Source organism: Mycobacterium sp. E735 (assembly GCF_001666955.1).
GTDB lineage: Bacteria > Actinomycetota > Actinomycetes > Mycobacteriales > Mycobacteriaceae > Mycobacterium.
In genome coordinates, this window is the sequence record NZ_LZIX01000028.1 from 1 (window position 1) to 11,511 (window position 11,511).

The 11,511-nt window shown below is 66.7% G+C and carries 10 protein-coding genes, 1 tRNA gene and 2 pseudogenes; 6 read left to right on the forward strand and 7 right to left on the reverse strand.

Annotated features, from left to right (window positions below; genetic code table 11):
- Window positions 1-161: pseudogene (locus A5704_RS02640) on the forward strand (glutathione peroxidase); the annotation flags it as partial.
- Window positions 162-277: 116 nt separating this feature from the next.
- On the opposite strand, the gene A5704_RS02645 reads toward A5704_RS02640, so the two are convergent.
- On the reverse strand, window positions 278-952 hold the full coding sequence (locus A5704_RS02645) for a TetR/AcrR family transcriptional regulator (protein WP_067785077.1): 675 nt from the start codon (window positions 950-952) through the stop codon (window positions 278-280).
- Between the two features lie 272 nt (window positions 953-1,224).
- On the opposite strand from A5704_RS02645, the gene A5704_RS02650 reads away from it, so the two are divergent.
- Window positions 1,225-2,436, forward strand: coding sequence for a cytochrome P450 (locus A5704_RS02650; RefSeq protein ID WP_067785079.1), 1,212 nt, complete (start codon window positions 1,225-1,227; stop codon window positions 2,434-2,436).
- 40 nt (window positions 2,437-2,476) lie between these two features.
- On the opposite strand, the gene A5704_RS02655 is transcribed toward A5704_RS02650, so the two are convergent.
- The gene (locus tag A5704_RS02655; protein ID WP_255369313.1) at window positions 2,477-3,073 is read right to left on the reverse strand and encodes a TetR/AcrR family transcriptional regulator; all 597 of its coding nucleotides are present in this window, start codon (window positions 3,071-3,073) and stop codon (window positions 2,477-2,479) included.
- 106 nt (window positions 3,074-3,179) lie between these two features.
- Here A5704_RS02655 and A5704_RS29000 point away from each other — a divergent pair.
- From A5704_RS29000 to A5704_RS02670, 3 genes and pseudogenes are all read left to right on the forward strand, one after another.
- A pseudogene (locus A5704_RS29000) lies at window positions 3,180-4,060 on the forward strand (SDR family oxidoreductase).
- Window positions 4,057-4,365 carry a hypothetical protein gene (locus A5704_RS02665; RefSeq protein ID WP_231968744.1) on the forward strand — a complete coding sequence of 103 codons (309 nt, stop codon included), beginning with the start codon at window positions 4,057-4,059 and terminating at the stop codon, window positions 4,363-4,365. The pseudogene A5704_RS29000 and the gene A5704_RS02665 overlap by 4 nt, the downstream one beginning before the upstream one ends.
- Before the next feature lie 72 nt (window positions 4,366-4,437).
- Complete coding sequence (locus tag A5704_RS02670; protein ID WP_197499207.1) at window positions 4,438-5,670, forward strand: cytochrome P450; 1,233 nt, start codon at window positions 4,438-4,440, stop codon at window positions 5,668-5,670.
- 55 nt (window positions 5,671-5,725) lie between these two features.
- Here the strand turns inward: A5704_RS02670 and A5704_RS02675 are convergent.
- From A5704_RS02675 to A5704_RS02690, 4 genes are all read right to left on the reverse strand, one after another.
- Window positions 5,726-5,802 (reverse strand) — tRNA-Met (locus tag A5704_RS02675).
- Window positions 5,803-5,939: 137 nt separating this feature from the next.
- Window positions 5,940-6,476, reverse strand: a complete 537-nt coding sequence (locus tag A5704_RS02680; protein ID WP_067751308.1) for a cupin domain-containing protein — start codon at window positions 6,474-6,476, stop codon at window positions 5,940-5,942.
- Window positions 6,477-6,498: 22 nt separating this feature from the next.
- Complete coding sequence (locus A5704_RS02685; RefSeq protein ID WP_067785087.1) at window positions 6,499-7,197, reverse strand: nitroreductase family protein; 699 nt, start codon at window positions 7,195-7,197, stop codon at window positions 6,499-6,501.
- Window positions 7,198-7,210: 13 nt separating this feature from the next.
- Entirely contained in the window at window positions 7,211-7,858 is a 648-nt protein-coding gene (locus A5704_RS02690) for an HD domain-containing protein (RefSeq protein ID WP_067887271.1), read from the reverse strand.
- A 73-nt stretch (window positions 7,859-7,931) separates the two neighbouring features.
- On the opposite strand from A5704_RS02690, the gene A5704_RS02695 reads away from it, so the two are divergent.
- Entirely contained in the window at window positions 7,932-8,912 is a 981-nt protein-coding gene (locus A5704_RS02695) for a GlxA family transcriptional regulator (RefSeq protein ID WP_197508436.1), read from the forward strand.
- Window positions 8,913-9,039: 127 nt separating this feature from the next.
- Here A5704_RS02695 and A5704_RS02700 read toward each other — a convergent pair.
- Window positions 9,040-11,511 (reverse strand): UPF0182 family protein (locus A5704_RS02700; protein ID WP_067887275.1); only part of this gene is annotated, 2,472 nt, incomplete at its 5' end.

The window sequence follows — 11,511 nt, forward strand, 5'->3', positions numbered from 1 at the left end:
CCAAGGCCGCCGATTCCGCCGGCGAGGCCGGCGACATCCAGTGGAATTTCGAGAAGTTCCTGATCGCACCCGACGGTCAGGTGGTGCAGCGGTTCCGGCCCCGCACCGCGCCCGACGCCCCCGAGGTCATCAGCGCCATCGAGGCGGTGCTGGCGCGCTAGGCGGGCCAGGCAGATCGGCTTCGCCTGCGGGCCTGGCCGGACGTGAAACCACGGACCACCGTCGGGTCAGATCGGTCTGCGATCGAGGGGCAACTCGACGGCGCGTGCGACTGCGGTCACGCCGGCTTGCTGGGAGCCATTCGTCGGCCGGCCGACGCCAGAGCGGTCAGTGCGTCGACGTCACGGGTCAGCTGTTGGTACAGCACAGCAGGTCCCAGCCATCTGCCCAACAGTCTGCGGAGTGCCACCGGGTCAGATTGTCGCTCGGGAGGGTCGAGCAGAACCGATTGCAATGTGCGCACAGCGACTTCGATGAGATCGTCGATCGCAGCGTGATCAAAGCCGTGAGCTTCCCAGTCGACGTCATATCGTCGAAACATCTCTCGTCCGAGGCTAATTGCGGCGCCGGCGGTAGACGGGGCCGACGCGCCACCGGGTAGCCGGGTCACCATGACGCGCGCCATCAGCGGGTCGCCGGCGAACTCCTCGGCGGTGAATGCCACCCCTTCGACGAGGGCCGCGGCCGGATTCGTCCAGCCACGCAGGTGGTTGGCCAGACGATCGAGAAAGCCGTTGGCAGCCCGCATTTGGCTGCCGATGAGTAGCGCTTCGGCGCTGGGAAAATAGCGGTAGACGGTCTGCCGACTCACTCCCAGAATCCGGGCGAGATCGCTGATGCGAACGGCGGCCGATCCGCCTTCCGCCACCACGGAGTCAACCGCGTCGAGGATCCTGTTGACCGCCTCCTCGTCGGAGGAGGGCGTTTGACCCGACCACCCATGACTACGCACAGAAAAGACCCATCGTGGCGCTCCAGCCCTCTATGGCGTGACAATCTACGACTGAACGTATGGCGAGCCCCGGCCGCACGTCAAGTGCGACCAGCCGTCCCGAATGGATCAAGATGCTGTCAAACAGACTTGGCAGCGCAAGGCGGAACCCGCTCCCGGCGACAAGCTGCCTAGACGTAACATCTCGCAGAATTCCGTCTTGTCATCTGGCGTCGCGTCTGTTGTGATACCGGGAGGAAGCGCGGAGTTTCCCCTGCAGCGGGAGGACGGCCATGACCACAAGCCAGGCCAGCGACATTCGCTACGACCCGTACGATATGGGGCTTCTCGCCGATCCCTATCCCGTGTTCCGGCGGCTCCGCGAGGAGGCGCCGCTGTACTACAACGAGCAGTACGACTTCTACGCGCTCAGTCGTTTCGACGACGTGAGTCGTGCGCTTGTGGACACCGGCACCTTCAGTTCAGCGCGCGGAATGATCCTCGAAGTGATCAAGGCCAACATCGAGATACCGCCTGGCATCATCGTTTTCGAAGACCCACCGGTTCACGACGTTCACCGAAAGCTGCTCGCGCGGATCTTCACCCCTCGCAAGGTCGCAGAACTCGAGGGCAAAATTCGAGCGTTTTGCGCACAGTGCCTCGATCCCCTCGTCGGCACTGGACGATTCGACTTCATCGCCGATCTCGGCGCCCAGATGCCGATGAGGGTCATCGGGATGCTGGTCGGCATCCCCGAGCAGGACCAGGAGCGCGTCCGGGATCGCTCGAATGCGTCGTTGCTCACCGAGGCCGGCCAGCCCATGACCCTGGCCAAGGGCATCAACCCCGACGAGGCCTACGACGAGCTATTCGCCGCCTATCTCGACTGGCGCGTCGAACACCCCTCCGACGACATCATGACCGAGCTCCTCAACGTCGAATTCGATGACGAGACTGGGGTTCGCCGACGGCTGACCCGCGAGGAAATCCTGCTCTATATCGGGCTCATCGCCGCCGCGGGCAACGAGACGACGACCCGGCTCCTCGGCTGGGCGGGAAAAGTTCTTGCCGACCATCCCGGCCAGCGGCGCGAAATCGCGGCTGATCCTCACTTGATTCCGCAGGCGATAGAGGAGCTGCTGCGCTACGAACCTCCCGTACCGCACCTGGCCCGCTACGTCACTCGCGACACTGACTGGTACGGCCACACGGTGCCCGAGGGCAGCGTCATGATGCCGCTGATCGCCTCGGCCTGCCGTGACCATCGCCAATTCCCGCCCGACGGCGACCTCTTCGACATCCATCGCCAGCCGCGTCAGCATCTGGCATTCAGCGTGGGAGCCCACTTCTGCCTTGGAGCCGCGCTGGCCAGGCTGGAGGGACGGGTGGCGCTCGAGGAAATCCTCAAGCGCTTCCCCGAATGGAACATCGACACCGACAACGCGCGCCTATCGTCCGCCTCGGCCGTCCGCGGCTGGGAATCGATGCCGGCGTTCGTCTCATAGCCGGTGGGCGATCGAATTCGCAGATCGTCGCGAACCGCGGTCAACGAGGACCGAGTCCTCGCGTCAGCGTGTCGATAAGCCCGTCGTACCGGTCGAGCGTTTCGCTCACGGGTGTTGTCGCGCTGAGTATTCGATAAAGGATTGCTCCGATCAGCGCGTCGGCGACAGCCTCGACGTCGGCGCCGGCCTGAATCTGACCCTGAGAGATCCCTTTTCGCAACCGGTCCTGCACCGCGTGGTGGATGCGACCGGTGAGTTGCCGGTAGAGGCTGTCTCGGTCGTCGAGATTTTCGGCAGCCGCCGCGGCGAGTGCTCGGATGAGCGCGGCATTTTCCGACGCGGCTGTGCGTGCGGCGTATTCGCGCATCCACGTTCGTAGATCTTCGACGCAATCGCCGGTGTCGGGGAGCGCGAAGTCAGCCGGGGGGTACTGCTGCATGACGGCTTCGGCCACCAAGGGTGCTTTCGACGGCCAGCGCCGATACACCGTCTGCATGCCGACCCCCGCCGCTGCGGCCACCTTGTCCATCGATATCCCGGCGTAGCCGACGTCAACGAGCAGCGAGCGCGTCGCCGCCAGGATCGCCTCGTGCGCGGCGGCGCTTCGCGGTCGGCCTCGGCGAGGTTGGCTCACCACACGACCCTAAGCCCGCCGCCCTTTACACCGGCGGCACCGTGTGACACTATTTACGAGAATAATATTCTCGAAATTCGATCGCTTCGACTGCCCGGTGGAGGTGCCGATGCGTGACGTGTGCGTCGTCACCGGGGGCGCGGGAGGCATGGGGCTCGCAGCCGCGAAACTCCTGGGACGAGACCACTCGATCGTGCTCTGCGATGTCAGTCGCGACGGTCTCGACGCGGCGGCGAAGGAACTGGAAGCCAGTGGCGTCGAGTGCAAGACCTCCGTCGTCGACATCACCGATGACCAGTCCGTCGCCGAGTTGGTCAGCCAGGCAATGGGATTCGGCGTCGTCAGATCGGTCGTTCACGCCGCGGGCGTGAGCCCCAGCATGGGTTCGGCGGAATTCATCGTGCGCATCAACGCCCTGGGCACGCTCAACGTGAACGAGGCGTTCTACCCGACCGTCGAGGACGGATTCGCGATCGTCAACGTCGCGTCGGTTGCGGCGCACATGTTTCCCCGGGTCATGGTCCCCCGCCGTCATTTCAAGCACGCGCAACGCGACGCCGATGTCTTCATGAAGAAGATGACCTCCGCCTGCAATATCGCCCCGGCCGCCATGCGGCCGGGGTTCGCCTATTCGATCAGCAAGAATTTCGTTAGTGGTACTGCTCCTCGCAGGCCGCCAGGTTCGGCCGTCGCGGTGGACGAATCGTCTCGGTGTCGCCGGGCACCATCGACACCGCCATGGGCAGGCTCGAGGAACGAACCGGCTCGGGAGCGCTCGCCGAGCGGTCCGCGCTGCGGCGCATCGGCGAGCCAAGGGAGGTTGCCGAACTGCTGGCGTTCTGCGCAAGCGACAGAGCCAGCTATCTCACCGGCATCGACATCGTCTGCGACGGTGGCGTTCTGGCAGCCTTGACACCGAGAGCCAAACTCGCCACAGCCCGTCAAGCCCTCGCAACCCTCTTCGGCCCGACGAGGAGCGGAAACCGTTGACCGACATCAAGATTCGGCGTCGACAGAACCGACCCGTGCACGCGGCCGCCGGGATCTGCGCCGGGTTGGCACACTTCCTGGCCCCGAGCGTGTTCGAGCCGTTCAACCGCCTCGCATTTCCCCGGCACGCGCGTGCCTTCACCTACATCAACGGTGGCATCGAAACGACGCTCGGAATCCTGGCGGCCCTTCCCCGCACTCGACTACACGCGTACACCCTGGGGGTTTGCTACCTCGCCTACCTCACAACCTGCATCGTCGCGACCCAGGTCCGATCGCGGCGGTTCAGCGGCGCGATCGGATAGGCCAGCATGGCCGCGAAGCAGACCATTCAAGGAGCAGCAGAAGGCGCCCGACTGCTTGGCCATGCCGTGCGGATGAATGTCGCTGCCGCCGTCCGCACCCGCCGCCGCGGCCGCGCCGGGTGGACCGGCGCGGTCAACACCGACTACGACCCGCAAGACCCCGCCACCGCCGCGGACCCGTACGACGCGTACCGCGCCCTGCACCGAAGCGGCCGCGTGCACTACAACCCCCGGCGCGCCACCTTCATCGTCAGCCGCCTCGACGACGTGCGGGCGGCGCTGCGCGACACCGACCGGGTCACCAGCACCCAGGGGGTCACGCGCCTGCGCATGTCCGCTCCGCTGGCGGTGCTCACCGACGGTGAGGAACACACCCGGCTGCGCAAACAAGTCCAGCCGGGATTCAGCAAGGGCGCGATGAGGTCCTGGCAGGAGATGACCGAAAAACTGGCCATCGACCTCGTCACCGACGTGATGGACGACCCCGGCTGTGATGTCGTGCAGCGCTTGGCCATACCGATGCCGATACGCCTGATCGCCCAGATCCTCGGAGTGCCCGACTCAGACGCCGGCGACTTCCGCCGCTGGTCCGAACGCGCGGTGGGAGTCATGGAGCTGAGGCCCACTTTCGCGGGTATCGTCGACGCGGCCAAGTCGGCAACGGGGATGGTGGCGTTGTGGCGTTATTTCACAGCGCAATTCGCTGCGGGTGGACTCAAGGGATCGACCACCGTGCTCGGGCGGCTCATCGAGCACAACACCGATGGCAGCCTCACCGACCGTCAGCTTCTGCTCATCGCCATCCACCTGCTGATCGCCGGCAACGAGACCACGACCAACCTGCTCGGCGGAATGTTCGACACGCTGGCCCGACGGCCCGACCAATACGACCTGATTCGCGCCAACCCCGACCTCATCCCCCTGGCCGTGGAGGAACAGCTTCGCTTCACGACGCCGATACAGAACCTGTACCGCTACACCCGCGCGGACTACCGCATCGGCGACGTCACCATCCCCACCGGATCACGCGTGCTGCTGTCCTTCGGCGCGGCCAACCGTGATCCCAGCGCGTTCGACGATCCCGACGAGTATCGCGCCGACCGGGACCCGCGAACGCACGTCGCCTTCGGCTACGGCGCACACATGTGCCTGGGCGCACCGCTGGCCCGCATGGAAGCCCAGGCGGTACTGCGCCAACTCGTCAGCCGCGTCGCCCGAATCACCCCGGCGGGTCCGACACAGTGGTCGCGTCACAGCTCGCTACGCGGACCCACCCGGCTGCCGATCCGCCTCACCCCCGCCTGAGGTGTTGTTGCGCACCAAAACGGCCCCCGGAGTCTCCTCCGGGGGCCGTTTCACTTGGTAGCGGGGACAGGATTCGAACCTGCGACCTCTGGGTTATGAGCCCAGCGAGCTACCGAGCTGCTCCACCCCGCGTTGGTGAATGCCAGGTTACCGAACCCGCATCACGGCGACCAAATCGCGCGGTCACGGGGTTGCCGCGCCGAGATTGCCGCCATGGTCGTGGACAGGGCGCCGACCACAGCCATGACGGCAATCTCGGCGGCAACGGGTCAGTGCGACGGCGCCTTCAGCCCGTAGCGCCGGGCGATGTCGTCCATCCAGTCGGGCGACCCGTACGTCAGCCCGTACTTGTCGGCGAGTTCGCCGAACTCGGGCAACTCGTGCAGGACCTTGCCGACCGGGTCGTCGGCGTGCTCGACGAGCAGCTCGCCGAGCTCGCGGAAATAGTTCTCGAACCCGCCCGGGGTGATGACCTCGATGATGCGGCCCGGCTCGCTGCCGGCGTTCCACATCGCGTGCATCTGACCGCGGGGCTTGGTGATGTAGCCGCCGGGCCCCAGCACCACCTCGCTGTCGTCGGAGCGGAAGCCGATCTCACCGGCCAGCACGATCGAGTGCTCGTCCTCGCGGGTGTGCCGGTGCGCCGCCGTGAGCAGGCCGACCTCGAACGGGTGCTCGACGATCGACACCTCGCCCCCGGTGGTCTTGCTCGTCAGCTTGAACACCGCCCCGAACCCGGGAAGGGCGACGTACTCGCCCTCGCCCGGCCGTACCACGGTGACGCCGATGTCGTCCTGCTCGGTCATGTGACTCATCCTCCCGGTCCCGTCAACCCGCCGCGGCCAGGCCCGCCGCTTCGCTCGGCGGCCACAGCGGCTGCGGAACCTCGACACCGAACGGCTTGCCCCAGCCGTTGCGGGACGAAACCTCGTGCACCGGGCGGCGATTGGCTGCGACGCCCCACTTGCCCAGTGGGTAGCCGAGGGACAGCATGGCCGACATCTCCCAGCCCTCCTCGACGGGCACGCCCAGCATCTCGTTGACCTTGTCCCGGAAATTGTTGAGCACCATCGTCATGACGCCGCCGACGCCCTCGGCCCGGGCCGCGAGCAGAGCGCTCCAGATCGCGGGGTAGATGTTGGCGCCGCCGAGATCGTCGATCGCGAACACGAAGAGCAACAGGGGAACTTCGTCGAAGTGGTCGGCCAGGTAGTTCCCGGACCCCTTGATGCGGCGCATCGTCTCGGCGTGAGCGGTGAGGTCCACGCCGGGCCCCGGCACGACCATCGGTCCCTGACCCACGCTGAACTTCTCGTATTCCAGCGCGCGGGCCTGCCGGAACAGTTCGCCGAACTCGTGGATGAGTTGTGGATCGTCGACGGCGACAAAGTGCCAGCGCTGGGTGTTGCCCCCGTTGGGCGCCCGGACGGCCGCATCGAGGATGCGGGCCTGCACGTCGCGCGGGATCGGGTCCGGCCGCAGCCGGCGCATCATCCTGGTGGTGTAGAGCGCCTCGTGAATGTCCATCTGTCCGCTCCCTTCATTCCGGCCAGCTGTTGAGGATCTTGTCGACGAAGTCGACCCGCTCGAAGGTGGGATCGAAGTGCGCCAGCACGTCGGCGTTCATGGTGCCGGCGGTGGTGAGCGGGCGGTGCTTCATCCCGTCGTTGAACGCGGCCAAGATGCGCTGCTTGAACTGCGGGCGCGGGTGGGCGGCGGTCACCGCGGCGAGGGCGTCGGGGGCCAGGTCGTCGCGGCCGATGCCGACCACGTCGACCTCGACACCGGCCTGGAGCAAAGCGACCTCGGGGTCCAGGAACTCGGGCACGCCGGGTGTGGTGTGCAACGCGATCCCGAGCCACACCTTGGCGGCGTCGGCCTCGTCCACACCATGCGCCGTCAGGAAGTCCCGGGCCGCGTTCGCGCCGTCGACCTCGAAGCGCAGCGAGGAGGTGCCGTAGCGCTCGGTGAGCCCGAGGTCGTGGAACATGGCGGCGACGTAGAGCAGCTCCAGGTCGGGCTGCAGCCCCCGGCGCAGGCCCTGCAGCGCGCCGAACAGGAACACCCGCCGCGAGTGGTGGAACAGCAGGTCGTCCTCGGCGTCTCGAATGAAATCGGTGGCCTCGAGCACCAACGCCGAGTCGGGGATGCGGATGCCGGCGATGCTTTCCATTGACTGAGTATTCATGCCGTCAGTCTGCGGCCGCACGGCCGAGGCGACCGTGGGCGTTCGGGCCGTCCTGTCCACAGAAAGCGACACAATGTCTTACGTGGCCGAGACCGGAGCGCATTCGCGGGTGGTGGTGATCGTCGTCTTCGACGACGTGACGATGCTGGACGTGGCGGGGACCGGCGAGGTGTTCGTCGAAGCCAACCGGTTCGGAGCCGACTACCGGCTCAAGATCGCGTCGGTGGACGGCCGGGACGTCACCACGTCGATCGGCAGTCGACTGGGTGTCACCGACCGGATTTCCTCGATCGAATCCGCGGATACCGTTCTGGTCGCCGGCAGCGACCACCTGCCCCGGCGGCCGGTGGATCCCGCGCTCGTCGAGGCCGTCAGGTCGATAGCGACGCGAGCCCGGCGGATGGCATCCATTTGCACGGGGTCGTTCATCCTCGCCCAGGCCGGTCTGCTCAGCGGCCGGCGCGCCACGACGCACTGGAACGAGACCCGGCTGTTGGCCCGGGCCTTTCGCGATGTCACCGTCGATCCCGACGCGATCTTCGTCCGCGACGGCGACGTGTTCACCTCGGCCGGGATCTCGTCCGGCATCGACCTGGCGCTGGCGCTGGTCGAAATGGATTACGGGACCGAACTGGTCCGCAACGTGGCCCGGTGGCTGGTGGTCTACCTCAAACGCGCTGGGGGCCAATCACAGTTCTCGGTGTTGGTGGAGGCCGATCCGCCGCCGCAGTCGCCGCTGCGCGCGGTCATCGACGCGGTGACGGCCGACCCGGCCGCGAACCACAGCGTGAAATCCCTTGCGGCCCGGGCGTCACTGAGCACCCGCCAGCTGACCCGGCTCTTCCAATCCGAGCTGGGCATGACCCCGGCCCGCTACGTCGAGCTCGTTCGAATCGACTTCGCCCGTGGCGCACTGGAATCCGGCCGGTCCGTCAGCGAGACCGCGGGCATGGCCGGCTTCGGCAGCATCGAGACCTTGCGGCGGGTGTTCGTCAACCACCTGGGCATCAGCCCCAAGGCCTATCGGGACAGGTTCCGAACGGCCTTCGCGTGATGGCTATTTCGTGTGCGCCACATCGGCGAGGGTGCGCAGAATGCCACCCTTTTCGGCGTGTCGGTGTACAGACACGCACGCTCGCGGTCGGCCGAAACGGTCGGCTGGAATGGACGGGGCCTGAGGGCTATTTGGTGTTGTTGTACTTGGTGATCGCGTCGTCCAACCGCTGCAGCGCGGCGCCGTAGCCGGCGAAATCGCCCTTCTTCTGGGCGTCCTTGGCCGCGCCGAGCGCGCTCTGAATCTCTTGCAGCGCGGCGGCTTTGGCCGGGGACAGCGTCACCGACCCGTCCGGCACCGGCGGAAGCGCCGTCGGCGGCGGCGATCCGGGAGGGCTGGCAGGCACGGGCGGAGTCACCGGCGGGGGCGCCTGGGGGTTGCCGGCGTCGGTGGGCTGGATACCCGTCGCGGCCGCGCCCGCGCCGGGACCGAACAGCCCCGTCAGCGCGTCGCGCACCGTCGGGCCGTACCCGATCTTGTCGTTGTACATCATCGCCACCCGGATCAGTCGCGGGTACGACGACGCGGCGTCGCTGGCCCCCGGGGAGGCGTAGACGGGCTCGACGTACAGCAGTCCGCCCTGACCCACCGGCAGCGTGAGCAGGTTGCCCCAGCGGATCCGGTTCTGGTTGTCGCGCCCGATCACGCCGAGGTCCTGCGACACCGCCGGGTCGGTGGTGATGGCGTTGTTGGCCAGCTTGGGCCCGTTGACCTGACCCGGGATGGTCAGCACGGTGATCCTGCCGTAGGTCGCGGGGTCGGAGCTGGCGCTGATGTAGGCGGCCAGGTAGTCGCGCTTGAACCTGTTCATCGCGCTGGTCAGCTGATACGACGACGAATTGTCGTTCTTGGCAATGTTTTTCGCCACGATGTAATACGGCGGCTGATAGCTGCTGGCGGTCGGGTTCGGGTCCAGCGGCACGTCCCAGAAGTCCGAGGTCGAGAAGAACGTCACCGGGTCGTTGACGTGATACTTGGCCAGCAGCATCCGCTGCACCTTGAACAGGTCCTCGGGATAGCGCAGGTGCTCGGCCAGCTCGGGGGTGATGTCGCTCTTCGGCTTCACCGTGCCGGGGAACACCTGCATCCACGCCTTGAGCACCGGGTCCTGCTCGTCCTGCTGGTACAGCGTCACGGTGCCGTCGTAGGCGTCCACCGTGGCCTTCACCGAGTTGCGGATGTAGGAGACCTGCTTGTCGGGGGCCAGCTTGTTGAACGCCACCTCGTTCGAGTCGGCGGTCGCCGACTCCAGGGAGGTGAGCTCGGAGTACGGATAGTTGTCCAACGTGGTGTAGCCGTCGATGATCCACACCAGCCGCTTGTTGACGATCGCCGGGTAGACCGAGCTGTCGGTGGTCAGCCACGGCGCCACCGCCTCCACCCGGCGGGCCGGGTCGCGGTTGAACAGGATCCTGCTGTTGGAACCGATCACGTTGGAGAACAAGAAGTTTCGCTCCGCGAACTTCGCGGCGAACACGCTGCGCGACAGCCAGTCCCCGACTGGAACTCCCCCGAGCCCGGTGTAGGTGTAGTTCTTGGTCTCGGCGCTGGTCTCGTAGTCGTATTCGCGGTCGGCGCCGTTGCGACCGACGATCGCGTAGTCGGCTGAGGTGTTGGCGATGACGGGCCCGTAGTAGATGCGCGGCTGGTCCAGCGGCGCGGGGCCGTCGGACACCACGTTGCCGTTGGCGCCGACGACGTTCACCAGGAACTCGGGATAGCCGCCGTTCTGGTTGGGGTCGTTGGCGACGCCGCGCACCGTGTTCGCCGGCGAGGCGATGAACCCGTTGCCGTGCGTGTAGACGCTGTGCCGGTTGATCCAGTCGCGCTGGTTCTCGATCAGCCGGTCCGGGTTGAGCTCGCGGGCCGCGACGACGTAGTCGCGCAGTGAGCCGTTGCGGTCCAGGTAGCGGTCGATGGACAGCTGGTCGGGGAAGTAGTAGAAGTTCTTGCCCTGCTGGAACTGGGTGAACGCCGGGCTGACGATGGTCGGGTCGAGCAGCCGGATGTTGGAGGTGGTCGCGCGGTCGTCGGCGACCTGCTGGGCGGTGGCCTGCGTGTCACCGGCGTAGGTGCGGTAGGTGACGACGTCCGACGTCAGCCCGTACGCCTGCCGGGTCGCCGCGATGCTGCGGCTGATGTATTCGCTTTCCTTCTGCGCGGCATTGGGTTTGACGCTGATCTGCTCGACGATCAACGGCCACCCGGCCCCCACGATCAGCGACGACAGCAGCAGCAGAACCAGGCCGATGGCCGGAATCCGCAAGTCACGCAGGACGATCGCGGAGAACACCGCGGCGGCGCAGATCAGCGCGATCGCCATCAGGATCAGCTTGGCCGGCAGCACCGCGTTGATGTCGGTGTACCCCGCACCGGTGAAGGGCTTGCCGCCGCGGGTGTGCGACAGCAACTCGTAGCGGTCCAGCCAGTACGCGACCGCCTTGAGCAGCACCAGCAGCCCCACCACCGTGACCAGCTGGATGCGCGCCGAGCGGCTCAGCGCGCCGGTGCGCCCGGACAGCCGGATTCCGCCAAAGATGTAGTGCGCCAGCAGGTTCGCAACGAACGCGAGGAAGACGGCCACGAACAAATAGCTCGC

Excerpts from the sequence above, each read along its gene's own strand:
- A5704_RS02650 (WP_067785079.1), top strand. The coding sequence starts at position 1,225 with ATGACCACAAGCCAGGCCAGCGACATTCGCTACGACCCGTACGATATG.
- A5704_RS02670 (WP_197499207.1), top strand. The coding sequence starts at position 4,438 with ATGAATGTCGCTGCCGCCGTCCGCACCCGCCGCCGCGGCCGCGCCGGG.
- A5704_RS02680 (WP_067751308.1), bottom strand. The coding sequence starts at position 6,476 with ATGACCGAGCAGGACGACATCGGCGTCACCGTGGTACGGCCGGGCGAG.
- A5704_RS02685 (WP_067785087.1), bottom strand. The coding sequence starts at position 7,197 with ATGGACATTCACGAGGCGCTCTACACCACCAGGATGATGCGCCGGCTG.
- A5704_RS02690 (WP_067887271.1), bottom strand. The coding sequence starts at position 7,858 with ATGAATACTCAGTCAATGGAAAGCATCGCCGGCATCCGCATCCCCGAC.
- A5704_RS02695 (WP_197508436.1), top strand. The coding sequence starts at position 7,932 with ATGTCTTACGTGGCCGAGACCGGAGCGCATTCGCGGGTGGTGGTGATC.